This window comes from Burkholderia sp. WSM2230, from assembly GCF_000472445.1.
Lineage (GTDB): Bacteria > Pseudomonadota > Gammaproteobacteria > Burkholderiales > Burkholderiaceae > Paraburkholderia.
The window spans coordinates 16,380-41,163 of sequence record NZ_AXAJ01000025.1 but is presented as its reverse complement, the minus strand read 5'-3'; the positions used below and the strand labels follow the sequence as shown (position 1 = coordinate 41,163).

Genomic DNA, 24,784 nt, shown 5'->3' with positions numbered 1-24,784 from the left:
GCGCTTCGCACGTTAGACTCGCGCAAGGGGTGTACGCGACGGTTTGGGCGGAGCACCTGCGCACCGCGAGTCGTCCGGCTGCTGTGTCTGCTGGGCGCTTTGCACATGTCGCACGTGTTGCGTCAGCTGCACTTGCCAGATCCGTTGCGCGAGCGATCCGGCGATGACCTCGAGTACCGCCTCGCGCGCCGTGTCGATGAAAAAATGCCCGCCGTCGAAGCGGTGCACCGTGCATGTGCCACGCGTCTGCTGCGCCCACGCATCGACGTCTGCGCGATGCGCCGTGGCGGGATCGTCCCGGCCGACGAAGACGTCGATGGGACAATCCAGCGTGGCCGCCGAGCTGTTCGCCACCTCCGCGCGCGTTTTCATGCGCGCCTTCATGTACGCCGGATGCATACCGCACAGATGAAAATCGGCGCGCAACAGCGGCAACATGAAGTCCACGAAATCCGCATCGTCCAGTAGTTCAGCAGGCGTGCCGCCGCGTTCGCGCAGACAGGAAATCATTTCGGCATGCGAACAGTTCAGCCAATGCGTTTCGTGTTTGCGGCGGGCCGGCGAAATGGTGGCCGACGCACCGAACCAGAATGGCGCAGGCTTGCCCCGCTCGCGCAGTGCATGCATGAGCTCCAGTCCGACGAGCGAGCCCATGCTGTGGCCGAACAATGCAAACGGAGCGCCGCCCCCGACCAGCGCGAGCAGTTCGTCCGCGAGTTGCTCGACGAGCGCGGGCCATTCGGTATGCGCCGGCTCGCAACGGCGCATTCCGTGGCCCGGCAGTTCGAGCATGCACACATGTACGAACGACGGCAGCCGGTCTTGCCACTCGCGATACAGCGCTACGCTGCCGCCGGCATGCGCGAGGCAGACGAGCGTGAGCGCGCTGCACGGGTGCGGCACGCGGTTTGACGAGTTCATCGGTTCAGTGCCCGCGCATCACGTGTTGCTAACGCCTTCGGGCGCCGCGCTGTCGGCCATTGCCTGGCGCAAGCTGAGCGGACGCATATCGGTCCACACTTCGTCGATCCACTGGAGACATTCGTCCTTCCTGCCAGACTTGCCTGCTTCGCGCCAGCCAGCGGGAATGGCCTTGTAGTCAGGCCAGATCGAGTACTGTTCTTCATGATTTACAACGACAACGAAATTGCTGTTTTCGTCACCCCAGCTCATCGCGGCTCCTGAATGAAGTTGTCTGCGTGTGGTTGATCTGGTGAAGGCGCTACATCGCCCTTCTGCATAAAGCACCTAATGGACCTCTGATTCACATCCAGCCCCGGTTTTATCCTTGGCGCATCTAAATGCGAATCATTTGCATTAAAATCTACTCGTCCGCCACGACGTGTGTCAAGTCGCGTGACCTGCCGGTTTCACCGGCCCGGGGCAACGCAAACGTGTGCGGCTCAGTGAAAACGCAGCTTAAGGCAAAACGTTTCGTCAGACAAGCAAATAAGAATCATTTGCATTCTCGTGCATTTCTCGCCATCATCCGGGTCATCGAAAACACGAGCGGATCGCCATGGATAACTCGCAGAGCTGCCATACCAACGACATCGCTTCCGACACCACGTCGCCAGCGCAGCAGGCTTTCTTCGACACTCTGCTGTCGCGCCAGTCGTACTGGCCGCTCGCCGAGCCGGGGCCGAACGACACCGAGCTGGGCCTCATTTGCGACGCCGCGATGCGTGCGCCGGACCATGGAGCGCTGCGTCCGTGGCGCTTTGCGCTGATACGCGACGACGCGCGTGCCGACTTCGGCGAGGTGCTCGTGGATGTCGCGGCGCGCCGCGAACCGGCGAAACCGCGCGCGGAGCACGAGCATCGGCGGCGACTTGCGTATACGGCGCCGCTCGTCATCGTGATAGCGGCGGCGCCTTCCGGCGACTCGCACATTCCGGAGACCGAGCAACTCCTTTCGGTCGGCGCAGCCGCGATGAACATGCTCAACGCAATACACGCACTCGGCTATGGCGGCTTCTGGGCGACTGGTGCGGACGCCTATGACCCGAACCTGCAAGCCGCGCTCGACTTTGAGCCGTCCGAGCGTGTGCTGGGCTTTCTGTTTGTCGGGACACCGAAATCTCGCGGACCTTCGGCCGCGCGGCCGCCGCATTCGCTCTACGTGCGCGAATGGTTGGGGCGCGCTTCGATCTGAGGTATCGATAGGCCATTTTCGCCGCCTTCATCCTGCACTGTGCGTCGAGCATTAGTCAGATCCCGACTACCCTCGCTTGGCAAGCGGCAAGCGAATTTATACTGTGCCCTCGCGATGTCTTTGCAGAGACCCATGGTATGCGCTCAGATGAATCCGGTTGCCCCGGCCCGCGCGGCGACGACGAGCCCCTGTTTGCCGCCGTATATATAAGCAACGTGTCTGCGGGCGTAGGTATAGCGGATGTCGAATCGATCGTGTCGGTCTCTCGCGTTCTCAATCGGGCCGATGCGCTAACCGGTTTTCTCGTCCATGCGGGCCGCAACTTCGTTCAGTACCTGGAGGGCGATCCAGCCGCTGTCAGAGAATGCCTGCGCCGCATCGGCAACGACCAGCGTCACTACGAGATGAGGATTGTCGCGATCGGGTCGCTTGAGCGGCGGCGTTTTGTCGAATGGTCAATGGGCTATTTCACAGGCGACCTGGACGGCTCCGAACGCATGGAAAGCGTGCTGACCAGCTGGTCGGGCACGGACCGCTCGCTGCTAGAGGAAGTGTGGCGCATCTGCCAGGCTGCGCGCACACTGCCAGAAGTGACCGAGTCGCATCTCGTAGCCGGCCGGTTCGACGTTCTTCTGCGGCGCGACGCACAATCGTCCCTGTGAGGTGCCCGCTCGCGCATGGCACCTCTTGGACCTCGCCGCAAGCGGCCCGCGGTCATCGTTTCGGCATGCTTATAGTTCCCGGCAACGTGCGGTCTCAGGCATGGGCGAAATGACGGCACGTAGCAAATTCCATTGCTACTGCGCGGCTTTCGCAGCGGCAATGATCGTCTCCGCCACCGCTCGCGGCTGGCTCAGCATTGCGACGTGACTGCTGTCCACCGTGGTGACATGCGCACCGATGTTTTTAGCCATGGCCTGCTGAAGCTTCGGATCGATCATCTGGTCTTTCGCCGCGACCACGAAGTAAGACGGCTTGTCGTGCCATGCCGCGGCCGTGACCTTTTCGGCGATACAGCCCGATGCCCACGGCACCTGTGTTGCCGCAATCAGGCGCCGTTGCGGCAAGGGCAGATCCGGTGCGAAGTCGGCTAACACGGCCTTCGTCGACAGCGTCAGGTAGCCAGCGGAGTCTTTCCGCAATTCGCTTGCCCAGGCCGGCGCGGGCTTATCCTTCGTTATGTCTTCGATGGACTGCCCGGTGTCGGGCGCAAAGGCCGCCACGTAGACGAGGCTCTTCACCTTCTCGTCATTGCCCGCCTCGCTGATCACTACGCCGGCCCACGAATGACCGACCAGCACGACGGGACCAGCCTGCTGGTCCACCGCGCGCCTCGTTGCAGCGACATCGTCAGCCAGTGAGCTCAGTGGGTTCTGCACCGAAACGACGTGAAGCCCGTGCTCCTCGAGGAGCGGAATCACTTTGTCCCAGCTCGAGCCGTCGGCGAATGCGCCGTGCACGAGCACCACGTTCTTGCCCTTCAGATCCTGGGGCGGCGCCGCATGCGAGACCTGCAACGCCTGCACCGCGAACAGGCCGCCGAATAGCATCGCGGCCCCGAAGAGTCTCTTCAATAGCGTGATCATCGTTCTTCTCCCCACAACTCGTAGTGATGTTGGCGTGTTCGTTCGATGGCAGCGCGCGTGAGCGTGCTGCCATCGTCAGGATTACGAATGAGCATAGATCCGACCGAGACCGATCGCGTCCTGCGACGAGCGCGAGCCCGCAGCCGATGCACCGTTCTCCACGCCGCCGTACGCGGCAGCAGCTGAGCCGTTTTGTGCGTCGATACGCATCTGCGCGGCCTGGATGTTGTTCGGATATTGCGTGTTATCGCTGGCCGGGCTGTACCCTGCCTTCTCGAGCTGAACCAGTTCCGCGCGCACTTCGGCACGCGTCAACGCGTGACTGGACTGCGCGAAAGAAAGAGCGGGAATGGCAACGAGTGCTGCAACGACAAGCGATTGAACGAGTTTCATGTGTGTTCTCCAGAAAGTAGCAGTATTCAAAGGTAAGAAGTTCAGGGACAACCCGTCTTGAGCAAAGCATGTAGACCGTCGCGTCGCCTGAATCCAGCGCAGTGTTGCGAATCAACCTTGCGTGTAGATATTTGAACGCGCCGACGTATCTGGAATGTGTTCGCGGACCCCATGCCCTGCAACGCAGTTTGTCGGCTCGCAGTCCGGATACACTGCGATACAAAATTGCTCCGGGAGTATTCAGGCGCCCAACGACAAAAGGCCCCGAAGCAGAAAAGTCGGGGCCAGCGAAGAGCTTGAAGAACAGCGCCGCGAAAATCCGGCGCAGGCACACTAAAGGGCCACGGCGAAATGCATCGGCGCCCCTTTGCTTCAGTTAAAGGCGGGCGACGTCGATAATGGCATCGGCGAAAGCCTTCGGCGCTTCCTGAGGCAGGTTATGCCCCACGCCCCCGCCGATATTGCGGTGCGCATACTTGCCGGTGAACTTCTTCGCGTAGGCGGCAGGTTCAGGATGCGGCGCGCCGTTCGCGTCCCCCTCCATCGTGATGGTCGGCACCGAAATGGTCGGCGCTTTGGCGAGACGCTGCTCCAGTTCATCGTATTGTGACTCGCCCTGAGCAAGCCCCAGACGCCAACGATAGTTGTGAATGACCACGGCGACGTGGTCCGGATTGTTGAACGACTGCGCCGTGCGATCGAAAGTGGCTTCGTCGAAATTCCATTTGGGCGAAGCGAGACGCCAGATGAGCTTGTTGAACTCGTTGCGGTTCTTGTCGTAGCCGACGTAGCCGCGCTCGGTAGTGAAATAGAACTGATACCACCATGCGAGCTCCGCCTTCGGCGGCAGCGGCGCCTGATTCGCTGCCTGGCTGCCGATCAGATAACCGCTCACCGACACCATCGCCTTGCAACGCTCCGGCCACAGCGCCGCAATGATATTCACCGTGCGTCCGCCCCAATCGAAGCCGCCGAAAATCGCCTTATCGATTTTCAATGCGTCCATCAACGCAATGATGTCGACCGCAACGACAGCCTGCTGTCCGTTGCGCGGCGTATCTGGTGAGAGAAAGCGCGTAGTGCCGTAACCGCGCAGATACGGCACGATGACCCGGTAACCCTGGGCAACGAGCAAGGGCGTGACTTCCGCGAAACTGTAGATGTCGTACGGCCAGCCATGCAGCAGGATCACAACGGGCCCATGCTGCGGACCCGCTTCCGCATAACCCATGTTGAGCGTGCCGGTGTTGACCTGCCGAAGGTTCTCGAACGAAGCGAGGCGCGACGCTGCCGCGGTAGACGTGGTCTGTGCGTTGGCGAGGCCGCTCAAGCCCAGTTCCATCAAGCTGAGGCCCGCGACAGTGGTGCCGAGCAGACGACGGCGCCGGGTATTGATCTGTTCAGACATGGCTCGTTTTCCTTTGTGTAGAGAGCTTTGAAAGAAGGAAGCAGTAGTCGAAGGTCCGAATGATTCGTGTCGCGCAACGCTGGCTACGTTTGCGCTTTCCGGCGGCAACGCCCGTTCGACTCGCGTGAATGCGATTAAACGCGGCGGATGTATCTGGCTGATGTCCACAGCGGCTACGGGTGCAACGTTATGTATCGTGTCACCGCCCGGATACATTGCGATACAAAGCGGACCTCCGCTGCCATCGCACGGCTGAGTGAAACGTATATATCAGGTCGAACTCGTTGACTGTTACGGACATCTAAATGAAGCGGCCGCAGCTCGCATGGCTATGGCTGCTCACTTCGGGCTCAATCTGATCCATTTCGGCCTGTTTGCTTATCCGTTCATTGTGCGTGGTAGCGACACCGAGAAGACGGTCTCCGTGTCGTCGGAACTTGCTTCTATCGCTCCGTGATGGGCCGTGGCGATCTCGCGTGCAATGTACAGGCCGAGCCCGAGGCTTCCGTCGCTGCCCGGTATCTGCGGGGAGCCCGCTCCCCGCGTCAGCGGTTCGAAGATGCGCGCGAGCGTCGCGCGCTCGATCGCAGGTCCGCGATTCCTGACGTCGATACGGATCTGCTGTGCATCGCCACTCACCTCGACGCGCACCGGCGTGTCCGGCGCGCCGTATTTGAGCGCATTCAGCACCAGATTCTGAAGGAGTTGCTGCAGGCGCCGGCTGTCCCAGCTTCCCTGCACATTGCCGCTGACGCTCAGTTCCAGTTGCCTGTGCGGATGCGCCGCGCGCAATTCGTCCAGTTCGTCGGCGAGTACGTCCGCGAGATCGACACGCGCCGGTACGACGTTGATGCCAAGACCAAGCCTCGTTCTGTTGAAATCGCAGAGATCGTCGAGCAGCGCCTGCATCCGCCCTCCGCTGCGGATCAGACGGTCAGCAGCGTCCGATACGACATCACCCGCATTCAGCGCCGCGAGATAGGATGCGGTCATCTGGATTGCCTGAAGCGGACTGCGCATGTCATGTCCCAGCATACCGAGCAACAGGTTGCGGTTCTGTTCGACCTGCGCGCTGAAGAAACTGATCGATTCCGCCAGAGCCTGGTCGATCGCTTCGTTGAAACGGACCATGTCCTCCAGATCGGGCGCGCGAGGCTCGCACTCGTCCATCCACAGGCGCAGCACGCTTGCGCGCAGAGCGCGGTATTCGGCAGCAAGCTGATTGATGTTGAATCCCGCCCGCGCCCGCAGCAGCGCATGCGTCTGGGCGGCGGTTTCGGTGGCGTCGATCAGCATCGGCGCGTGCCCCAGCGACTTCTCGCGTTGCGCCTGCCGGGTCTGGGAAGTCCGCAAGTCTTTTGCTACGGCGTGCAGGATTTGCTGCGCATGGTCACGCAGCGCGAGCGACTCCAGATGGGCCGCTGCCGGCAGGAGCGTGGCGGCGAACGCCTCCCACTGCGCCAGAATCGACTCCATGTCTCGCAGGATAAAGTCAGCCAGTCGCATCCAGGTCTCCACTGCTTGAGCGGGGGTATGACGAAGTAATCAGTGTCCTTTCATGTTACACGTGATTGGCGGCCGGCTTTGTATGGTGGAAGCCCGCAGATGCGCCATCCCCCCGCCCAATCACGAGAAACGAACCGTTAGCCGCCGCGTCACGTTCGCCCAGGACAGTTCGCCATCTTTGACTCTCGAGATGGCGACACGATTGCGCTAATCGAGGGTGCGGCCCGCGCGGCGAAGCTTTCGGCGGTGACGGTCGACGGGCTCAGGGCGACGCCGGTTTATACGGGGGACGGGTGTTGCGGTGAGGTTGGCGGGGGCGTAGTTGCTGCGGGCGGTGCTGCGGGGCGTCGAGCCGCAGCGCCCCAAGTCAAGGCGCTATGCCTGCGTGCGCCATTGTGTATTTGATGCCAGCCTCGAGGGCCGTACTGAGACGTTTCTTCACAACTGCCGCCGCACCGGATTGCCTTCAGCGAAGAACGAATAGAGGATGGCGAATGTTTTCGACGCAAACTTGTTGAAGCGATCGATGTTTTCAGCGTCGGCCATTGTGGTCGGAACAACAATTTGCCGATTGGCGGGTTCTTTGGCAGGTAGAAACAAAAAACGGGCCGAGTGGCCCGTATTCATTGATGTTCCTGGCGGAGAGAGGGGGATTCGAACCCCCGATAGGCTATTAACCTATACACGCTTTCCAGGCGTGCGACTTAAACCGCTCATCCATCTCTCCGCGGGGAGCCGAATTATAGCAAACTTCGCGCCGTCCGCCACTCCCCTCGAATGAAGTCGTCTAGGGATGGCGGATATAGTCCACCAGCGCCGTCGTATAAGCATCCGGCTTGCGGTCCAGAAGGCTTACGCCGATCGCCACCAGGAAGCCCGCCGGCACGCCGAACACGCCGGAGCTGATCGGCTCGATACCGAACCAGCGCGGTCCCGCGAAGCCCGTCATCTGCGCGAAGAAGGGATACGTCGAAACGATGTAGTAGATGCACACCAGAAGCCCCGCCAACATGCCGGCGACCGCGCCCACGCGCGTAGTGCGCTTCCAGAACACGCCGAGCACCAGCACCGGAAACAGGCTCGACGCCGCCAGCGAAAACGCCGCGCCCACCAGGAACAGAATATTGCCGGTATTCAGCGACGCCACATACGACGCGAACAGCGCCACCCCCAGCAGCAGAATCTTCGAAATCGTCACGCGCCGCTGACTCGACGCGCCGGGGTCGACCATGTGGTAGTACACATCGTGCGATAAAGCATTGGCGATCGTCAGCAGCAAACCATCGGCCGTGGAAAGCGCCGCGGCCAGCGCGCCCGCCGCGATAAGACCGGACATCACATACGGCAGCCCCGCAATCTCCGGCGCGGCCAGCACCACCATGTCAGGCTGCATCTGAATCTCGCCCCATCGCACGATGCCGTCGCCGTTCGTGTCCGCGAGGCTGATCAGACTCGGCTCGACCTTGCGCCATTGCGTGAGCCATTGCGGCAAATCCGCAAAGTGATGACCGACGAGGTTCGTCAGAATCTCGTACTTGATCAGCACCGCGAGCACCGGCACGGTCACGTAGAACAGCGCCACAAAGAACAGCGTCCAGCCGACTGAGCGCCGCGCCGAAGCCACCGAGGTCGTCGTGTTATAGCGCGTCAGAATATGCGGCAAGCTCGCCGTCCCGAGGGACAGGCACAGCAGCAGCGAAAGAAAGTTGCGCTCGTGCATGCGCCGGTCGTCGTCGCTCGTCGCGGGAAACGGCTCGTGCATCGGCAGCGGCGCGGCCGCACGCATCAGCATTTCATCGCGCTGTTGAGTCCACACCACCAGTGCAGCAGCGGCATCGCGTGGAAACTGCTCGAGCGCCTTTTCGCGCTCCTTGATCTCGCGCAGCGGACCATTGCGGCGCCGCAAGTCAGCCACCTGCTGCGTGAGCCGCAGTTTCTCCTCGACGAACGAATGCGGCAGCATGTCCAGCCGCTGCTGCATCAACGCGGCGCCGCGGCGATAGTCGTCGCGCACAGTCTGTTCGAGCGGCTCGTCGCGCACCTGCTTTTCGAGGCTCTCCATGCGCTCCATCAGTCGGCCGTAACTCAGTTGCGGCACCCAGCCGAGCCCGTCCTTATGCGCGATCATCGAAACCGGAATCAAGATCGCGGCGATCAGGATGATGTACTGCGCGACCTGCGTCCATGTCACCGCGCGCATGCCGCCCAGAAACGAGCACACGAGAATGCCCGCGAGTCCGCAGAAAATGCCGACGGCGAAGTCGACGCCAATGAAGCGCGTCGCAATCAGACCAACGCCCTGGATCTGCGCGACGAGATAAACGAACGAACACAGAATCGCCGACAACGCCGCGAGGCCACGCACCGCGTTGCTCGAAAAACGCGTGCCGAGGAAATCGGGAATCGTGTAGCGCGCGAGCTTGCGCACGTACGGCGCGAGCAGAAACGCGACGAGGCAATAGCCGCCGGTCCAGCCCATCAGATAAGCAAGGCCGTCGTAGCCGGTTGCGTAGATCGAACCGGCGAGCCCGATGAACGATGCCGCGGACAGCCAGTCCGCCGCCGTGGCCATGCCGTTGAACGCGGATGGCACGCGCCGCCCTGCCACGTAGTATTCGACGAGATCGGACGTGCGCGACAGCAGGCCGATCACCGCATACACGGCGATCGGCACGAACAGGAACACATACCCGATCCACATGCCCGGACCGGTGGTGCGCTCGATGCGCCACATCACATAGATGAAAAGCAGGAAGCCGAGCGTATAGAACGCGTAGGAGCGGATCAGCCGGTTCGTGAGCTTCATCGGCTCAGCTTCGGCGCGCGCCGGAATCTGCGGCGGCTGTGGGCTGCGTCGGTAGGCATTCTTTCGCAGCGGCGCGAGTGGCGTCATTTGCATCGCGAAGACTGTGTGCGCCATGAGCAGCGGCGTCGGCGTCTGCATCGAATGCGCGTTGCAACCGGCGGTCGGCGCGCTGCATCGACAGAATGTAGACGACGATCAGCGCAAGGTAGATCAGGATCGCGCCTTGTGCGCCGAAGTAGAACGGCAGGCTGAAGCCGGCAAAACGCACGCCGGCGAGCGCGGGCGCGGCGAGCGGCAACAGGAACGACACTGCGAAGCCGACGGTCATCAACGCGGCAATTAGTGCGACGTTGAAGCGCCAGTACTTCTGATGCGCGCGAGCCAGCGCCTCCGACACCGCCGGCGGTTCGGGTGCGGGATTATGCGTAACGTGAGAGACGGGGTGCGGCGCGGCCATGCGCCTATGTATCAAAAAGGCATCGCGCAGGCAATCGGGATTGTCCGCGCGATGCCGCTCGCGGCGCCCGGCGCGAGGCGCCCTTTGCCGGGCGCGTCATTCGACACACCACCGCCAACCACCGCCATTCATAGGCGCCGCAAAGACCAGCGCATGCTTACAGCGACTCGCCGAGCTGATCCAGAATCGCCGGATTCTCGAGCGTGGAGACGTCCTGCGTGATCGCCTCGCCCTTCGCAAGCGAGCGCAACAGACGACGCATGATCTTGCCCGAACGTGTTTTCGGCAGGTTCTCACCGAAGCGGATGTCCTTCGGCTTCGCGATCGGACCGATTTCCTTGCCGACCCAGTTACGCAGTTCGTTCGCGAGCTTCACCGCCTCTTCGCCTTCCGGACGCGCGCGCTTCAACACGACGAACGCACATACCGCTTCGCCGGTCGTTGCATCCGGGCGCCCGACGACTGCCGCTTCCGCGACGATCGGGTTGGACACCAGCGCCGATTCGATCTCCATTGTGCCGAGACGGTGACCGGACACATTCAGCACGTCGTCGATGCGGCCCATGATGGTGAAGTAGCCGGTCTCCTTGTCGCGCACGGCGCCGTCACCGGCGAGATACAGCTTGCCGCCCAGTTCCTCGGGGAAATAGCTCTTCTTGTAGCGGTCGGGGTCGCCCCACACGTTGCGCAGCATGGAAGGCCACGGCCGCTTGACGACGAGAATGCCGCCCTGCCCGTTCGGCACGTCCTGACCGGTTTCGTCGACGACCGCCGCCATGATACCCGGCAAAGGCAGCGTGCACGAACCCGGCACGAGCGGCGTCGCGCCCGGCAGCGGCGTGATCATGTGACCGCCGGTTTCGGTTTGCCACCACGTATCGACAATCGGGCAACGGCCGCCGCCGACGTTCTCGTGATACCACACCCAGGCTTCCGGATTGATCGGCTCGCCGACCGTGCCGATGATGCGCAGCGTCGACAGGTCATAGCTCCTGGGATGCACTTTGTGATCCGCCTCGGATGCCTTGATCAGCGAGCGGATGGCGGTGGGCGCCGTATAGAAGAGCGACACCTTGTGCTTCGCGATCATGTCCCAGAAGCGGCCGGCGTTCGGATAGGTAGGCACGCCTTCGAACACGACCTGGGTGCCGCCGAGCGTGAGCGGACCATACGTGATGTAGCTGTGGCCGGTGATCCAGCCGATGTCGGCCGTACACCAGAACACGTCGGAGGGCTTCCAGTCGAAAGTCCACTTCATGGTTTGCGCGGCCCACAGCAGATAGCCGCCGGTGCTGTGCTGAACGCCTTTCGGCTTGCCCGTCGATCCGGACGTGTAGAGGATGAACAGCGGATGTTCCGCGCCGACCCATTCGGGCGCGCATTCATCGGACTCGGCTTGCGAAAGCTCATGCATCCACAGATCGCGGCCTTCGTTCCACGCGATCTTGCCGCCGGTGCGCTTGTAGACGATCACGCTCTTCACCGCTTCGCAGCCGCCCATGGCCAGCGCTTCGTCGGCGATGTTTTTCAGCGGCAGTGCCTTGCCGCCGCGCATCTGTTCGTCGGAGGTCACGAGTGCGACCGCGCCCACGTCGACGAGACGCTCGTTCAGCGACTTCGACGAGAAGCCGCCGAACACCACCGAGTGCGTCGCGCCGATACGCGCGCAAGCCTGCATCGCGACTATGCCTTCGATCGACATAGGCATATAGATGACCACGCGGTCGCCCTTCTTCACGCCGCGCTTTTTCAACGCGTTCGCAAAGCGCGACACGCGCTGCAACAGATCCTGATAGGTGACGTTGGTGACGGTGCCGTCGTCGGCCTCGAAGATGATCGCGACGCGTGAGCCGTTGCCGGCTTCCACATGACGATCGATGCTGTTGTACGACGCGTTCAACTGACCGTCTTCGAACCAGGTGTAGAACGGCGCGTTCTTTTCGTCGAGCACCTTCGTGAAGGGCTTGTTCCAGCTTAGCGTCTCGCGAGCAAGACGCCCCCAGAAGCCTTCGTAGTCCCGTTCCGCCTCGGCGGTCAGCGCATGATAAGCGTCCATGCCGGAGATCGTGGCGCCAGCCGCTGCTTCAGCGGAGGGCGGAAAAACACGGCGTTCCTGAAGAACCGATTCAATCGCAGACATCGACAACCCCTTGGTGAAGATTAAAACCTGTGCCGGCGCACTTTGGGTGCGCCCTGTCATGTTGACGCCGCAATCGAAGCACGATTGACGACGCGCTGTCTCCCGCCCTCGCGCCAACGACCCGCGATGGATCGCCGCGCCGCGGCCGCTCACCTCTCATCGCTCATGTGGCATTGCACCATGAACGAAGACAAAGCCGCGTCCGCTCTCATGTTCAACCATAAGCGGTGCAACTTACCGGCCACTTACGCGAGCCCTGCCGACGTGCCCGCAAAAACCCTTACACAATTCGTACGACGCTTTCGATGCAGCGTCCATAGCATTGCAGCCACGCGCGCACGAACCCGCTCGCCTTTACGCTGCGTTCAAGCGCCTAATACAATGCTAACTGAACTAGCTGCCCGGATTCCAGTTTGAATCGCTACGCCCTGCTTCTCATTACTTCGATGCTGTTGGTCGGCAGCAATGTCGGTATCGGTAAATCGATTGTCGAGTTCGTCCCCGTGCCTCTTTTCGCGCTGTTGCGGTTCGTGATCGCAATGGCCGTACTATGGCCGCTTCTTCGCGTGGCAAAGCTGCGCCGCGTGAAGCGCGATGAGTGGCTCAATCTGTTCTTGCAGGCACTGTTCGGCACCTTCGGGTTTACGCTGCTGATGCTCAATGGCGTACAGCGCACTAGCGCGGTGGCGGCGGGCGTCATCACGAGTACGATTCCCGCGGTCGTCGCATTGCTGTCGTGGCTGATACTGAAGGAGCGTCCGGACCGGCGCGCGCTTGCGTCGATTGCCTTGGCGATTGCAGGCGTGGTCGTCATCAATCTCGCGCATGCCGGTGCTCATGGTGCCGGCGAAACCTCGCTTGCCGGCAATCTGATGGTGCTCGGCGCAGTGTGCTGCGAGTCGCTCTATATCATCCTGTCGCGCCGCCTCACGCAAACGCTCGCACCCATCGACATCTGCGCGTACACGCATCTGTTCGGCCTGCTGTTGATGCTGCCGCTCTCCGCGGGCGCCCTCGTGCATTTCGACTATCGCAGTGTGCCGGCGAGCGTCTGGAGCCTCGTGCTGTGGTATGGGCTGTCGGCAAGCATCTTCTCGTTCTGGCTCTGGATGAAAGGCATTCGCCACGTGCCGGGCAGTCTCGCCGGCGTGTTCAGCGCGGTGCTGCCGGTCGCCGCGGCCGTCTACGGCATTGCTTTTCTCGGCGAGCGGCCCACGCTCGCGCACAGCATTGCGCTTGCCTGCGTGGTCGCGGGTATCGGACTCGCAAGTCTCAAGGTGAGGCGCGTGCCGCCGGTTGCAACGTAAGGTAAGCGCGGCGCCTGGCTCCTGCCGCCGCCTGCCCGCCGCGCCGCAGCAAATCCGGCCGACGCTGTACAATAGCGCGCCTGACATGAGCGTTGCCGGCGGCTCGTCTGCTTGCTGTCTGCCTGCGCCGCGTCGTCCGCGCCTCGCTTGGCGTGCCCGATCCATGCGCGTGACCCGCACGCAGACCGGGCGCATCTGGCCCACGTTCCGTCACCTGCGTTAGATCCGACTCTTGCCTATGTCCGCTTCGCGACCCGACTCCGCGCGTCAACGCCGCCCCATGCGCCCGCTGCCTGTCGTCATCTTCATGAGCCGTTGGCTGCAGGTGCCGCTCTACCTGGGCCTGATTGTCGCCCAGGCGGTCTATGTGGTGCTGTTCCTGAAGGAAGTCCTGCATCTCGTCACCGCCTCGATGACGCTTGACGAAACCAACATCATGCTGGTCGTGCTCGGCCTGATCGACGTGGTCATGATCTCGAACCTGCTGATCATGGTGATCATCGGCGGGTATGAAACCTTCGTGTCGCGGCTCGGTGTCGAGGGTCATCCTGACGAACCGGAATGGCTCGACCACGTGAACGCGGGCGTGCTGAAAGTAAAGCTCTCCATGGCGCTCATCAGCATCTCCTCGATCCATTTGCTGAAAACGTTTATCAGCCCCGACCAGAACACCACGCATACCATCATGTGGCAGGTGATCATCCATGTTGCGTTCCTCGTCTCCGCGCTCGTGATGGCCTTCGTAGACCGCCTCACCACGCACACGCATCCAAGTCACTTTCAGGAACCCGCGGACTTGCAGCCGCTGGGTTCCGCCGGTTCCTCTCCCCTGAAAGCGCACGACTGACCGCATAGCCTGCGAACAGAAAAAAGCGCCACTGTCCCCACCGAGCTTAGCCATGACCGTCATCAAACAGGAAGATCTGATCCAGAGCATTGCTGATTCGCTTCAGTACATCAGCTACTACCATCCGCTCGATTACATCCAGGCCCTGGGCCGCGCGTACGAACTCGAACAGAGCCCGGCCGCGAAAGATGCGATTGCGCAGATCCTGACCAACAGCCGCATGTGCGCGGAAGGCAAGCGCCCGATCTGCCAGGACACCGGCATCGTCACGGTGTTCGTGAAGGTCGGCATGGACGTGCGTTGGGCAAGTGAAAACGGCAGTGCGACGATGAGCGTCACGGACATGATCAACGAAGGCGTGCGCCGTGGTTACCTGAATCCGGACAACGTGCTGCGCGCGTCGATCGTGAGCCCGCCCGAAGGCGCGCGTAAGAACACGAAAGACAACACGCCGGCCGTAATCCACTACGAGATCGTGCCGGGCGATAAAGTCGACGTGCAGGTCGCGGCCAAGGGCGGCGGCTCGGAAAACAAGTCGAAGTTTGCGATGCTCAATCCGTCGGACTCGATCGTCGACTGGATTCTGAAGACCGTGCCGACCATGGGCGCGGGCTGGTGTCCGCCGGGCATGCTCGGCATCGGCATCGGCGGCACGGCCGAGAAAGCGATGGTGATGGCGAAAGAATCGCTGATGGACCCGATCGACATTCAGGACGTGATCGCGCGGGGACCTGCGGACTGGATCGAAGAACTGCGCATCGAACTGCACGAGAAGGTCAACGCGCTTGGCATCGGCGCGCAAGGTCTGGGCGGTCTCGCCACCGTGCTCGACGTGAAGATCATGGCCGCGCCGACGCACGCCGCGTCCAAGCCGATCGCGATCATCCCGAACTGCGCGGCTACGCGTCACGCTCACTTCACGCTGGACGGCTCGGGCGTCGCGAAACTCGAAGCGCCTTCACTCGACGCATGGCCGAAAGTGCAATGGGAGCCGAACACGGAAACCAGCAAGCGCGTCGATCTGAACACGCTGACGCCGGAAGAAGTCGCTTCGTGGAAGCCGGGCCAGACGCTGCTGCTCTCCGGCAAGATGTTGACGGGCCGCGACGCCGCGCATAAGCGCATCGCCGACATGCTGGCAAAGGGCGAGAAGCTGCCGGTCGACTTCACGAACCGCGTGATCTATTACGTCGGCCCGGTCGATCCGGTGCGCGACGAGGCCGTGGGCCCCGCAGGCCCGACCACCGCCACGCGCATGGACAAGTTCACAGAGACCATGCTCGCGCAAACCGGCCTCATTTCGATGATCGGCAAAGCCGAGCGCGGACCGGTCGCAATCGAAGCCATCAAGAAGCACAAGGCCGCGTATCTGATGGCCGTGGGCGGCGCTGCTTATCTGGTGTCGAAGGCAATTCGCAGCGCCAAGGTGCTCGCATTCGAAGACCTCGGCATGGAAGCGATCTACGAATTCGACGTGCAGGACATGCCTGTCACGGTTGCGGTCGATTCGAGCGGCACCTCCGTGCACCAGACCGGCCCGAAGGAATGGCAAGCAAAGATCGGCAAGATTCCGGTCGCAACCGCCTGATTCACCGCTCACGCATGTTGCGTGTCGTGAGAAGCCGGGACCACGGTCCCGGCTTTTTTATGGCGGGCACGCGTTGCGCACAAAGCCTGACACGACGTCGAAAGATGTTCTGTTCTCTTGGCTTTTTCAGGCATGGCGTTTATTGTTGTTGAAAAATTGAAGTTCCCACAAAGGAAAGATCATGCAAGGCGACATTAAAGTTATCGAGTATCTCAACGCGCAGTTGAAGAACGAACTGACCGCGATCAACCAGTATTTTCTGCACGCGCGGATGTACAAGCATTGGGGCCTCGAGAAACTCGGCAAGCATGAGTACGACGAGTCGATCGGCGAAATGAAGCATGCCGACTGGCTGATCGAGCGGATTTTCATGCTCGACGGTCTGCCGAATCTGCAAGACCTGCACAAGCTTCTGATCGGCGAGGAAACGAAGGAAATTCTCGAATGCGATCTGAAGCTCGAGCAGATTTCGCAAAGCACCTGCAAGGAAGCCATTGCGTATTGCGAATCGGTGCGCGACTTTATCTCGCGCGAAATCTTCGTGAAGATTCTCGACGACACCGAAGAACACATCGACTGGCTCGAAACGCAGCTTGACCTGATCGACAAGGTCGGCATTCAGAACTATCAGCAAAGCGCCATGGGCTCGGTGGAGTCCTGAGCGGATACCACGCCAGCGCCACGCGTCGGTGCATGAACCGGCTTATCCGGGATAGCATGCGCCGCGCCGGCGATATACTTCCCGGATTTGCCTGAGCGCCGCGTCGCAGCGCCTCGATCGTCTATGTCCGCAGAATCGACTCCGAATGCATCAATCGCCACCGCAGGCTCGGCTTCATCTGCGCCGGTCGGCATTTTCGACTCGGGTCTTGGCGGTTTGTCGGTGTTGCGAGCGGTTCGCGCCCAATTGCCTGACGAAGCGCTGCTGTACGTCGCCGATTCGCTGTACGCGCCGTACGGCGAGCGCGACGACGACTTTATCGCGGACCGCACGCTCGCCATCGGCGACTGGCTTGCCAGGCAAGGCGCCAAAGCGCTCGTCGTGGCCTGCAATACGGCGACCGCACAATCCATCGCTCTGGTGCGCGAAAAGCTGCCCATCCCGCTGGTCGGGGTGGAACCGGGCATCAAGCCGGCCGCCTTGCAATCCAGATCGCGCGTGGCCGGCGTGCTCGCCACCCAGGTCACCCTGCGCAGCGCCCGCTTCCAGGCACTGCTCGAGCGCTACGCCGCCGATTGCCGCTTTATCTGCCAGCCCGGTCATGGGCTCGTGCAGGCGGTCGAGCGCTGTGACATCGGTTCGGCGGAACTGCGCACACTGCTCGCTGGCTATCTTGAGCCAATGCTCGAGGCCGGCGCCGACACCCTCGTGCTCGGCTGCACCCACTATCCGTTTCTCGATGCGGCGATCCGCGACATCGTCGGCGACCGGATGGCGCTCATCGACACGAGCGTAGCCATTGCCCGCCAGCTCGAGCGCGTGCTGGAGCAACACGGCATGCGTGCGGCTCCGCAAGCGGCGGCGGGTGCCCCGCTGCCGCGCTTTTTCTCCACCGACGACGGCACGCATCTGCGACAGCTTGTCGCTACGCTGCTCGACATCGATGCCCGTGTCGAACGCGTGCCGATTCCTTCGCGCCGTACCGCGGTGCTGTCCTCACAGCCCGCCTGAAGGCCGCCGGAGGCCAGTTTGCGGCGGGAATTCGCCCTTTTTATGCCGTTTGAGTGGGTTTATGGCGTCCGGCGGCACCGCTGGGCACCCGTCGCCAAACCGCCGAAACCCTTCTAACAGTCTGGTTTTGCTAAAAAATCGACCCGGGACGCTTGCCAAACGGCCCAAACAAAATGATAATAATTCGCATTAACGTTAGCTATGACGCCAACCATGATTGTCTGTGTCTGCAAGTCTGTCTCTGACCGAAAGATCCGTGCCTCGATCGCGGAAGGCGTCGACTCGTTCGACGAGTTGCAATTCGAGCTCGGCGTGGCCACGTGCTGCGGCAAATGCGCGGACTCCGTGCGCGACGTCATGATGCAAAGCGGCGTGTGCGCGAGCCGCTGCGGCTTCGAGCATCATCCGCAGGCCGTGCCGGTGACGTTTTACGAACGCAAAGCGGCGTAAGATCGACTACCGCGGCCGGCGCAGCATGCCGGCAGCGCCCGCGCCGTATTGTTTGCCGCTGCGACTGCCACTGCTTCTGCCCCGCCTTCCGTTTTAGCGCTGATTCAGCGCTGTTTCGCTGTTTGGTTAACCCACTGCCGTCAGCAAGCCAGTATTGCTACCAGCCAGCTACCGCTCGTCCATTTGAGGAGCTTGAGATGGAACTGCTGATTGGTTTCGTGACCACATTGTGTATTTCGCTGCTGATCTTCCGAACATGACGATGTCTTGTCAGGCCTGCTGCATCGACAGCGCGCCGCCACGCTAATATGCAGGCTTCGCATACCGTTTCAGCCGGCACCGCGCCGGCTTTGTCCACCCGAATGAATCCCCGCGTCCTGACCGCGACCGCGATGGTTGCGGCCGTTCACGTCGCATTGCTGGCCGTCATCCTGACGGTGCGGCACGAGCCGGTTCAGCCGGCGCTCGAGTCGCGCGTGATGACCGCTCAACTGCTGCCGCCGGCGCCGCTTGCCGCGCCGGCCGCCGTTCAGTCGGTCGCGCCGCCGCCGCCCACGCCCACTCCGCCCGTGCGCAGCAAGCCGAAGGTCCAGCCCAAGCCGGCGCCAAAGCCCACCCCTGCGCCGCTGCACGAGGCGCCCGCGCCGTCGCGAACGCCCGTCGCCGCTGCCGAACCGGCGCCGGCTGCGCCGCCCGCTCCCGCGGCACCGCCTGCAGCGCCGGCCGCGCCCGCCATCGGCCGTCAGACGATGGAAATCGCCGCGCCGAAAAATGTCTCGCATCTCGACTGCAACATCGCCAGGCCCGACTACCCGGCGCTCTCGCGGCGCCGCGGCGAGACCGGCACCGCGTATGTGAAGTTCGTGGTCGGTTTGACGGGCAAGCTCGAGAACATAGAATTGAAAAAGAGCAGCGGCTTCAGCCGTCTGGACGACGCCGCGCTCGCCGCCGCGCATGCGAGCGCATGCAAGCCCTATCTCGAGGACGGCCAGCCCGTTCGCGCCGCTTATACCCAGCCTTACAACTTCAATCTCGAAGATTGAAGCGGATTTCAAAACAAAGGAATTGCAATGCAAAACTACGGATTGGCGCACGTGTGGGCGCAAGGGGATTTCGTCACGCGCGGTATCGCGCTCGCCTTGCTGGTGATGTCCGTCATGTCGTGGAGCGTGATCGTCATCAAAGGCTGGAATGTGGTTCGCCTGAACCGCCTCACGAAGAACGCCGAGCAGGCGTTCTGGCATTCGGACGACCTCGCCGACGGCGTGAACAAGCTGGGCGCCGGATCGTCCACGCCGCAGAACAACCCGTTCCTCGCGCTTGCGCTGTCTGGCCAGGAAGCGGCCGATCATCACCATCAGACACAGCCGCATTTGCACGACCGCATGGACGTGTCCGATTGGGTCACGCGCTGCCTGAAGGACACCATGGATGAAAGCGTCGCGCGCATGCAAAGCGGTCTGGCGATTCTCGCGTCGATCGGCAGTACCGCGCCGTTCGTCGGTCTGTTCGGCACCGTGTGGGGCATCTATCACGCGCTGCTCGCCATCGGCGCGAGCGGCCAGTCGTCGATCGATCAGGTGGCCGGTCCGGTCGGCGAAGCGTTGATCATGACCGCATTCGGTCTCTTCGTTGCGATTCCGGCCGTGCTCGGCTACAACGCGCTGACGCGTGCCAACAAGGCGATCGTCGCCAAGCTGAGCCGCTTCGCGCACGGTCTGCACGCATTCTTCGTGACGGGCGCGCGGCTTTCGTCGACGAAGCGCGACGGCCTGCGCCTCGCCACTCGCGCCAACTGAAGCGCCAACTGAACAGCGAGGCACACAGATGGCAATGAGCCCCTTCGCCGGCGACGATGACGACGGCCTGATGAACGAAATCAACATGACGCCGCTCGTCGACGTCATGTTGGTTCTCCTGATCGTTTTCATGGTCACGATTCCCGTGATCCGCCATGCGGTGAAAATCGATCTGCCGCATGCAAGCAGTCAGAAGGAAGACACGAAGCCCGCGCAAGTGACAGTCGCGGTCGATGCCAACGGCAACGTCCTGTGGAACGACAGGAAGGTCGACGAAGCACAGTTGAGCGCGAAAATTGCAGAGGCCGCGGCGGCGAATCCGCAACCCGAACTGCATCTCGACGCAGATCGTAAAGTGCCTTACGAAAAGGTCGCGCAGGTGATGTCGGCGGCGCAGGCAGGCGGTCTGACGAAGATAGGTTTCGTCACGCAGCCCAAAGGCAAATGATGCGTTCGAGGCCGAGCGACGCGCCAGGCGCGAGCTTCGCGAAATGAAGAAAGGACCTTGAAACAGGGGCTGAAAAGTAAAAGGCCTTCATCGTCAGATGAAGGCCTTTTTTTGTGCGCGCTCGGCGCCTTCGGGCGGCGGGATCATTTGCCATTGGTCGAAGACTGCTGGCTCGGGTCTCCGCATGCGACAGCCGTGCTCGACACGGACAGCGCGGTCAGCCCTATCAGGCTCGCTATGATAGCGGCCATGAGTTTTCGCATAAGAGACTCCTTAGCGAAGGGATTTCAATATAGCGCCGCGAGCTCACGCATTCAAGCAAACGGTCATTGAAAGTACTCATGACAGGCCGCGCTTCAATGCTAAAAGCGATGCCGCGATGCGCGCGATCTGCTACGAGGCGACCGCTGCCGCGGTTCGCGCAATGGTCGCCCCCTCGCCTGCCGGGCACTCGCGCATGATGTGCTTTCCTTCGTCGGGATCGAGCATCTCGACCAGATAATCGACGAACGCGCGCACGGCCGGCACCATCCCCTGCCGCGAGACGAAAACGGCGTATAACTGCGGCGCCGGAAAAGTCCAGCCCGGCATGACCGGCGAGAGCTGCCCCGCGCGCAAGGCGGCGCCGTACATCATCTCGGGCAAGGCGGCAATGCCGACGCCGCAAAGCACCGCTTCGCGAATCGTGGACAGATCGGCGGTCACAAGACGCGGCTCGTGTTCGTGCACGTGACGGCTGCCGTCCGGTGCAATCAGGTTGTAGACATGCCGTCCGTCGCTTGTCGGCACGTCGAGCGTTTCAAAGCGCGACAGATCGTCCGGCTGCAACGGCGGCGCATTCTGCTGCAACAGGCTCGGCGCGCCCACCAGCATCTGCTGCGTGCGCCACAGCGGACGCACGACAATGTTGGCGTTTTCCGGCGGAGCGGAGCGCACGCGCAATGCGACGTCGATCGCATCTTCGAACAGATCGACGACGCGATTCGTCACACGCATGACGACGCGCACTTCCGGATAGCGATGCATGAACTCCGGCAGAATCGTCGACAGAATGGTCTGCGAGATAGTGACCGGCACGCTCACGCGCACCGTGCCGCGCGGCGACGAGCGCAGCTGCTGCACGACGTTGACGGCCGCCTGGGCCTCGCTCAGCATTGCCTGGCAGTGCTGGTAGAAGAGTTGACCGGCTTCGGTGAGTGCAAGCTTGCGGGTCGAGCGCTGCAGGAGCCGCACGCCGAGCGACGCCTCAAGCTCGGTCAGACGGCGCGACAGACGCGACTTGGAGATACCCAGCACGCGTTCGGCGGCAGAAAAACCGCCATGTTCGACGACCTGCGAGAAGTACATGAGGTCGTTCAGGTTGTGTGAATCGATCTTCATCTATCGTTCCAGTAATAGAACAATCCATTGCGTGGCGGCGGCTGGCACCCGTAAAAACGGTCCCTATAATAGCCCCATGTTTCAAAAATAACGCTATTCCCGAATTTTCGAGGTGATATTGATGACCGCGACACGCACGATCGAACGCACATATCCCGCCGTTCGCACGACCGAAGGCGGCGGCTTCGTGGTCCACCGCCCGTTTCCGACCCGCATGCTGATGGACTTCGACCCATTTCTGCTGCTCGACGAAATGGGCCCGGTCGATTACGCGCCCGGCGAGGCCAAGGGCGCGCCGGACCATCCGCATCGCGGTTTCGAGACCGTCACCTATGTGCTCGAAGGCGAGTTCGGACATAAGGACTCCGCCGGCCACTCCGGCACACTGCGCACCGGCGACGTGCAATGGATGACGGCCGGCGCGGGCGTCGTGCATAGCGAAATGCCTGACCCATCGTTCGTGCGTACAGGCGGACGCGTGCACGGCTTGCAACTGTGGGTGAATCTGCCGCGCCGCGACAAGATGATCGCGCCGCGTTACCAGGACGTGCCGTCGGCGAAGATTCCGGTCGCAACCTCGGCCGACGGCAAAGTGCGCGTGAAGGTGATTGCAGGCGAGGCGCTCGGCGCGAAAGCCGCGGTCGAGACGCGCACGCCCATTCTGTACCAGCACTTTTCCTTGCAGCCAGGCGCAACGATCCGCCAGCCGGTGCCCGCCGACTATCGCGTGTTCGCCTATGGGCTGTCGGGCAAAGGCTTCTATGGCGAAGGCGAGGCTCGCCAGGAAATCGACGCGCGCCAGATGGTCGTGTTTCGCGACGACGGCGACTCGGTGACGCTCGCAGCCGGCGACGAACCGCTCGAAGTATTGCTGCTTGGCGGCGTGCCGCTGAAGGAGCCCGTCGTGCGCTACGGCCCGTTCGTCATGAATACGGAAGATGAAATCCGCCAGGCGGTGGTCGATTATCAGGCTGGCCGGATGGGCACGATCACGCACTGAACGGGCACACGGCGCAAACGCCGCCGACTTCGTTCACAATAGCGATTCCTGCCGCGCGCGCTCTTTCGACCTTGAGGCGATGCAGCCGCCGCGCGGCGATTTTCGTCCCTGCTTCAGGAGCGCGCATGGCAGAAGCCACCGTCACCGCCCATATCGGTTCGACGAATTACCAGGTCCATTTCGACGACGGCAAGCACACGTGGCTCGCCGACGAACCCGAATCGCTCGGCGGCGGCGATCGCGGCCCGACGCCGGTCTCGTTGCTGCTGTCGAGTCTCGGCGCATGCACGTCGGTCACGCTGAAGATGTACGCGCAACGCAAGGGCTGGCCGCTCGACGAAGTGCACGTCACGCTTGACATCGAAACCGGTGACGAAGGCTCGACCATCGACCGCAAGATCCAGCTGCGCGGCGAGCTATCCGACGAGCAGCGGGAACGGCTCTTGCAAATTGCCAATGCGTGCCCGGTTCACAAGATTCTCACGCGCTCGATCACGATCCGTTCGGGTCTCACCGTCGCGTGACTCGCGCATGGCAGGCGAAGAAAAATGGACTGGTCCGCGTTAACGTTTTTGCAGCGTTTGCGGCCTTTGCAACGCTTTCATAGGATGCTGTCGTCTTGAATTTCGAACACCTTATCCAGATCAACGACCCGTTGAACCCGTTTGTCGACTCGATGACACGCGAGCAGTTATGGGAAGGGCTCGTGCTGCGCGCCGAACAGCCGCAACTGTTCGTGATCGGACTCGACAGCTGCACGATTCTTTCGCGTGAAGGCAATACGCTCGAGCGGGAACTGCACTATGGTCAGGCCACGGTCCGCGACCGCGTCACGCTGCGGGAAAGCCAAAGCGTGCGCTACGACATCCTGCCGACGGCCGATTATGTCGGCGGTTCGCTGACCATGACCATCGAGCAGCCGGACGAACTGCAACTGTTCCTGCGCTTCGAATACGCGACCACGCTGCCGGTTTCCAACGACCAGGACGCCGTGCAGACGCAGGAGATCGTCAAGTCCGCTTATCGCGAGAACGACATTGACACCGTGCGCCTGATCCGTCAGTACGTGCAGGCAAAGCAGGAGCCGGGTTCGCTGCACTGAGTGCGTCTTGCAGTCCGCGCCGGGCGCCTCCTTGACGAGTTCCAGGCAGCGATGTCCGCACCGGCACGGCTGCTGCCGCCGCCTGCAACTTGCGGCTGTTGTCCATTTCCCAGCAGCGTCGTTCGCTTCCCCCTGCCCCTTCGACTATCGAAAGTCTGATCCGATGAATTTTCGGCCCTTGTAAATAGGAATGGTTATCATTTAGAATTCATCCATCGAATCAAGCAACAGCAAAGACGAATGACAGATACCACTCGCTCTTCCACGCTCAGCCTGCGCCGCCCCGCCGCCGCGTTGACCAGCCGCCCGAAACCCGCGGTGGCCACGGCAACAGCCGTCGCAAAGCAGCCCGCAGCGAGCCGTGCGAACGATCCGGCACAAACGGCCGAGCGCGTGGTGCGCAGCGAGGCTTTGCTGCAGGGACACAGTCACATCAGCATCGTGCATAACGGCGAGACGTATCAACTGCGCGCCACGCGTCTCGGCAAGCTGATCCTGACCAAGTAACCACGAACGAGATTGCAGTACCGGGTATTGTGGGGACCACCTCCTCTGAGAGGTGTTGGGCATTAGCCAGCCACGACGGCTTGCACGCGAGAACTAGACCCCTTCGTGCAGACACCAAGCCAGCCGTCGCAGCCAGCCAGGCCGCTTTTTTGGTTCCCGCCGACGCGAGCACGAAAACGCCGCGCACCGTCATGTCAATGAAAAAAAGCCGTGGAGATGAACGACGTCATCTC

At 62.0% G+C, this 24,784-nt stretch carries 26 protein-coding genes and 1 tRNA gene; 15 read left to right on the top strand and 12 right to left on the bottom strand.

Going from position 1 to position 24,784, the window contains the following annotated elements; translation table 11 throughout:
• Positions 1–12 precede the first annotated feature (12 nt).
• Positions 13–921, bottom strand: a complete 909-nt coding sequence (locus A3AC_RS0128605; RefSeq protein ID WP_025603014.1) for a thioesterase II family protein — start codon at positions 919–921, stop codon at positions 13–15.
• Between the two features lie 18 nt (positions 922–939).
• Positions 940–1,173 (bottom strand): MbtH family protein, encoded by a 234-nt coding sequence (locus tag A3AC_RS0128600; protein WP_025603013.1) that lies wholly within the window; start codon positions 1,171–1,173, stop codon positions 940–942.
• 346 nt (positions 1,174–1,519) lie between these two features.
• Here A3AC_RS0128600 and A3AC_RS0128595 point away from each other — a divergent pair, with 346 nt between their 5' ends.
• Both A3AC_RS0128595 and A3AC_RS29735 read left to right on the top strand, forming a co-directional pair.
• Positions 1,520–2,155: a nitroreductase family protein gene (locus tag A3AC_RS0128595; protein ID WP_025603011.1), complete on the top strand. Its 636-nt coding sequence runs from the start codon at positions 1,520–1,522 to the stop codon at positions 2,153–2,155.
• Positions 2,156–2,292: 137 nt separating this feature from the next.
• Complete coding sequence (locus A3AC_RS29735; RefSeq protein WP_025603009.1) at positions 2,293–2,817, top strand: BLUF domain-containing protein; 525 nt, start codon at positions 2,293–2,295, stop codon at positions 2,815–2,817.
• Between the two features lie 135 nt (positions 2,818–2,952).
• Here A3AC_RS29735 and A3AC_RS0128585 read toward each other — a convergent pair whose 3' ends face one another.
• The 9 genes from A3AC_RS0128585 to acs all read right to left on the bottom strand — a co-directional run bounded on the left by A3AC_RS0128585 (position 2,953) and on the right by acs (position 12,451).
• Positions 2,953–3,741 carry an alpha/beta fold hydrolase gene (locus A3AC_RS0128585; RefSeq protein WP_025603007.1) on the bottom strand — a complete coding sequence of 263 codons (789 nt, stop codon included), beginning with the start codon at positions 3,739–3,741 and terminating at the stop codon, positions 2,953–2,955.
• 81 nt (positions 3,742–3,822) lie between these two features.
• A complete protein-coding gene (locus A3AC_RS0128580) occupies positions 3,823–4,134 on the bottom strand; it encodes a DUF4148 domain-containing protein (RefSeq protein WP_025603005.1) in 312 nt (103 codons plus the stop codon).
• A 376-nt stretch (positions 4,135–4,510) separates the two neighbouring features.
• A complete protein-coding gene (locus A3AC_RS0128575) occupies positions 4,511–5,542 on the bottom strand; it encodes an alpha/beta fold hydrolase (RefSeq protein ID WP_025603003.1) in 1,032 nt (343 codons plus the stop codon).
• Positions 5,543–5,920: 378 nt separating this feature from the next.
• The gene (locus A3AC_RS0128570; protein ID WP_025603001.1) at positions 5,921–7,048 is read right to left on the bottom strand and encodes a sensor histidine kinase; all 1,128 of its coding nucleotides are present in this window, start codon (positions 7,046–7,048) and stop codon (positions 5,921–5,923) included.
• 438 nt (positions 7,049–7,486) lie between these two features.
• Complete coding sequence (locus A3AC_RS30585) at positions 7,487–7,675, bottom strand: hypothetical protein (RefSeq protein WP_156924677.1); 189 nt, start codon at positions 7,673–7,675, stop codon at positions 7,487–7,489.
• Positions 7,676–7,684: 9 nt separating this feature from the next.
• Positions 7,685–7,775: transfer RNA gene (locus tag A3AC_RS0128560), tRNA-Ser, on the bottom strand.
• A gap of 60 nt (positions 7,776–7,835) precedes the next feature.
• The gene (locus tag A3AC_RS0128555; protein WP_025602999.1) at positions 7,836–9,854 is read right to left on the bottom strand and encodes a sodium:solute symporter family protein; all 2,019 of its coding nucleotides are present in this window, start codon (positions 9,852–9,854) and stop codon (positions 7,836–7,838) included.
• Positions 9,855–9,858: 4 nt separating this feature from the next.
• Entirely contained in the window at positions 9,859–10,311 is a 453-nt protein-coding gene (locus A3AC_RS0128550; RefSeq protein WP_025602997.1) for a DUF4212 domain-containing protein, read from the bottom strand.
• 157 nt (positions 10,312–10,468) lie between these two features.
• Entirely contained in the window at positions 10,469–12,451 is a 1,983-nt protein-coding gene (gene acs / locus A3AC_RS0128540; RefSeq protein WP_025602995.1) for an acetate--CoA ligase, read from the bottom strand.
• Positions 12,452–12,864: 413 nt separating this feature from the next.
• On the opposite strand from acs, the gene A3AC_RS0128535 reads away from it, so the two are divergent.
• The 9 genes from A3AC_RS0128535 (at position 12,865) to A3AC_RS0128495 (ending at position 20,562) form a co-directional block, all read left to right on the top strand.
• The gene (locus tag A3AC_RS0128535) at positions 12,865–13,758 is read left to right on the top strand and encodes a DMT family transporter (protein WP_025602993.1); all 894 of its coding nucleotides are present in this window, start codon (positions 12,865–12,867) and stop codon (positions 13,756–13,758) included.
• Positions 13,759–14,038: 280 nt separating this feature from the next.
• Complete coding sequence (locus A3AC_RS0128530) at positions 14,039–14,605, top strand: TIGR00645 family protein (protein WP_025602992.1); 567 nt, start codon at positions 14,039–14,041, stop codon at positions 14,603–14,605.
• A 52-nt stretch (positions 14,606–14,657) separates the two neighbouring features.
• A complete protein-coding gene (locus A3AC_RS0128525) occupies positions 14,658–16,193 on the top strand; it encodes a fumarate hydratase (protein ID WP_025602991.1) in 1,536 nt (511 codons plus the stop codon).
• A 181-nt stretch (positions 16,194–16,374) separates the two neighbouring features.
• Complete coding sequence (bfr, locus tag A3AC_RS0128520) at positions 16,375–16,854, top strand: bacterioferritin (protein ID WP_025602989.1); 480 nt, start codon at positions 16,375–16,377, stop codon at positions 16,852–16,854.
• Positions 16,855–16,977: 123 nt separating this feature from the next.
• A complete protein-coding gene (murI, locus tag A3AC_RS0128515) occupies positions 16,978–17,865 on the top strand; it encodes a glutamate racemase (protein ID WP_025602987.1) in 888 nt (295 codons plus the stop codon).
• A gap of 213 nt (positions 17,866–18,078) precedes the next feature.
• A complete protein-coding gene (locus A3AC_RS0128510) occupies positions 18,079–18,315 on the top strand; it encodes a (2Fe-2S)-binding protein (RefSeq protein ID WP_025602985.1) in 237 nt (78 codons plus the stop codon).
• Between the two features lie 308 nt (positions 18,316–18,623).
• Positions 18,624–19,358, top strand: a complete 735-nt coding sequence (locus A3AC_RS0128505; protein ID WP_025602983.1) for an energy transducer TonB — start codon at positions 18,624–18,626, stop codon at positions 19,356–19,358.
• Positions 19,359–19,385: 27 nt separating this feature from the next.
• Positions 19,386–20,114 (top strand): MotA/TolQ/ExbB proton channel family protein, encoded by a 729-nt coding sequence (locus A3AC_RS0128500; protein ID WP_025602982.1) that lies wholly within the window; start codon positions 19,386–19,388, stop codon positions 20,112–20,114.
• Positions 20,115–20,142: 28 nt separating this feature from the next.
• Positions 20,143–20,562 (top strand): ExbD/TolR family protein, encoded by a 420-nt coding sequence (locus A3AC_RS0128495; protein ID WP_025602980.1) that lies wholly within the window; start codon positions 20,143–20,145, stop codon positions 20,560–20,562.
• A gap of 393 nt (positions 20,563–20,955) precedes the next feature.
• On the opposite strand, the gene A3AC_RS0128490 is transcribed toward A3AC_RS0128495, so the two are convergent.
• On the bottom strand, positions 20,956–21,942 hold the full coding sequence (locus tag A3AC_RS0128490; RefSeq protein WP_025602978.1) for a LysR family transcriptional regulator: 987 nt from the start codon (positions 21,940–21,942) through the stop codon (positions 20,956–20,958).
• A gap of 121 nt (positions 21,943–22,063) precedes the next feature.
• Between A3AC_RS0128490 and A3AC_RS0128485 the strand changes: the two genes are divergently transcribed.
• From A3AC_RS0128485 to hemP, 4 genes are all read left to right on the top strand, one after another.
• Complete coding sequence (locus tag A3AC_RS0128485) at positions 22,064–22,942, top strand: pirin family protein (protein WP_025602976.1); 879 nt, start codon at positions 22,064–22,066, stop codon at positions 22,940–22,942.
• Between the two features lie 125 nt (positions 22,943–23,067).
• The gene (locus tag A3AC_RS0128475; RefSeq protein WP_013339818.1) at positions 23,068–23,466 is read left to right on the top strand and encodes an OsmC family protein; all 399 of its coding nucleotides are present in this window, start codon (positions 23,068–23,070) and stop codon (positions 23,464–23,466) included.
• Between the two features lie 95 nt (positions 23,467–23,561).
• Entirely contained in the window at positions 23,562–24,044 is a 483-nt protein-coding gene (locus tag A3AC_RS0128470) for an SRPBCC family protein (RefSeq protein WP_025602973.1), read from the top strand.
• A 240-nt stretch (positions 24,045–24,284) separates the two neighbouring features.
• Positions 24,285–24,551 (top strand): hemin uptake protein HemP, encoded by a 267-nt coding sequence (hemP, locus tag A3AC_RS0128465; RefSeq protein WP_025602972.1) that lies wholly within the window; start codon positions 24,285–24,287, stop codon positions 24,549–24,551.
• Positions 24,552–24,784 lie beyond the last annotated feature (233 nt).

What these genes read in the sequence shown, in the direction of transcription:
- A3AC_RS0128605 (WP_025603014.1), bottom strand. Translation starts at nt 921, where the DNA reads ATGAACTCGTCAAACCGCGTGCCGCACCCGTGCAGCGCGCTCACGCTC.
- A3AC_RS0128600 (WP_025603013.1), bottom strand. Translation starts at nt 1,173, where the DNA reads ATGAGCTGGGGTGACGAAAACAGCAATTTCGTTGTCGTTGTAAATCAT.
- A3AC_RS0128595 (WP_025603011.1), top strand. Translation starts at nt 1,520, where the DNA reads ATGGATAACTCGCAGAGCTGCCATACCAACGACATCGCTTCCGACACC.
- A3AC_RS29735 (WP_025603009.1), top strand. Translation starts at nt 2,293, where the DNA reads ATGCGCTCAGATGAATCCGGTTGCCCCGGCCCGCGCGGCGACGACGAG.
- A3AC_RS0128585 (WP_025603007.1), bottom strand. Translation starts at nt 3,741, where the DNA reads ATGATCACGCTATTGAAGAGACTCTTCGGGGCCGCGATGCTATTCGGC.
- A3AC_RS0128580 (WP_025603005.1), bottom strand. Translation starts at nt 4,134, where the DNA reads ATGAAACTCGTTCAATCGCTTGTCGTTGCAGCACTCGTTGCCATTCCC.
- A3AC_RS0128575 (WP_025603003.1), bottom strand. Translation starts at nt 5,542, where the DNA reads ATGTCTGAACAGATCAATACCCGGCGCCGTCGTCTGCTCGGCACCACT.
- A3AC_RS0128570 (WP_025603001.1), bottom strand. Translation starts at nt 7,048, where the DNA reads ATGCGACTGGCTGACTTTATCCTGCGAGACATGGAGTCGATTCTGGCG.
- A3AC_RS30585 (WP_156924677.1), bottom strand. Translation starts at nt 7,675, where the DNA reads ATGAATACGGGCCACTCGGCCCGTTTTTTGTTTCTACCTGCCAAAGAA.
- A3AC_RS0128555 (WP_025602999.1), bottom strand. Translation starts at nt 9,854, where the DNA reads ATGAAGCTCACGAACCGGCTGATCCGCTCCTACGCGTTCTATACGCTC.
- A3AC_RS0128550 (WP_025602997.1), bottom strand. Translation starts at nt 10,311, where the DNA reads ATGGCCGCGCCGCACCCCGTCTCTCACGTTACGCATAATCCCGCACCC.
- acs (WP_025602995.1), bottom strand. Translation starts at nt 12,451, where the DNA reads ATGTCTGCGATTGAATCGGTTCTTCAGGAACGCCGTGTTTTTCCGCCC.
- A3AC_RS0128530 (WP_025602992.1), top strand. Translation starts at nt 14,039, where the DNA reads ATGCGCCCGCTGCCTGTCGTCATCTTCATGAGCCGTTGGCTGCAGGTG.
- A3AC_RS0128525 (WP_025602991.1), top strand. Translation starts at nt 14,658, where the DNA reads ATGACCGTCATCAAACAGGAAGATCTGATCCAGAGCATTGCTGATTCG.
- bfr (WP_025602989.1), top strand. Translation starts at nt 16,375, where the DNA reads ATGCAAGGCGACATTAAAGTTATCGAGTATCTCAACGCGCAGTTGAAG.
- murI (WP_025602987.1), top strand. Translation starts at nt 16,978, where the DNA reads ATGTCCGCAGAATCGACTCCGAATGCATCAATCGCCACCGCAGGCTCG.
- A3AC_RS0128510 (WP_025602985.1), top strand. Translation starts at nt 18,079, where the DNA reads ATGATTGTCTGTGTCTGCAAGTCTGTCTCTGACCGAAAGATCCGTGCC.
- A3AC_RS0128505 (WP_025602983.1), top strand. Translation starts at nt 18,624, where the DNA reads ATGCAGGCTTCGCATACCGTTTCAGCCGGCACCGCGCCGGCTTTGTCC.
- A3AC_RS0128500 (WP_025602982.1), top strand. Translation starts at nt 19,386, where the DNA reads ATGCAAAACTACGGATTGGCGCACGTGTGGGCGCAAGGGGATTTCGTC.
- A3AC_RS0128495 (WP_025602980.1), top strand. Translation starts at nt 20,143, where the DNA reads ATGGCAATGAGCCCCTTCGCCGGCGACGATGACGACGGCCTGATGAAC.
- A3AC_RS0128490 (WP_025602978.1), bottom strand. Translation starts at nt 21,942, where the DNA reads ATGAAGATCGATTCACACAACCTGAACGACCTCATGTACTTCTCGCAG.
- A3AC_RS0128485 (WP_025602976.1), top strand. Translation starts at nt 22,064, where the DNA reads ATGACCGCGACACGCACGATCGAACGCACATATCCCGCCGTTCGCACG.
- A3AC_RS0128475 (WP_013339818.1), top strand. Translation starts at nt 23,068, where the DNA reads ATGGCAGAAGCCACCGTCACCGCCCATATCGGTTCGACGAATTACCAG.
- hemP (WP_025602972.1), top strand. Translation starts at nt 24,285, where the DNA reads ATGACAGATACCACTCGCTCTTCCACGCTCAGCCTGCGCCGCCCCGCC.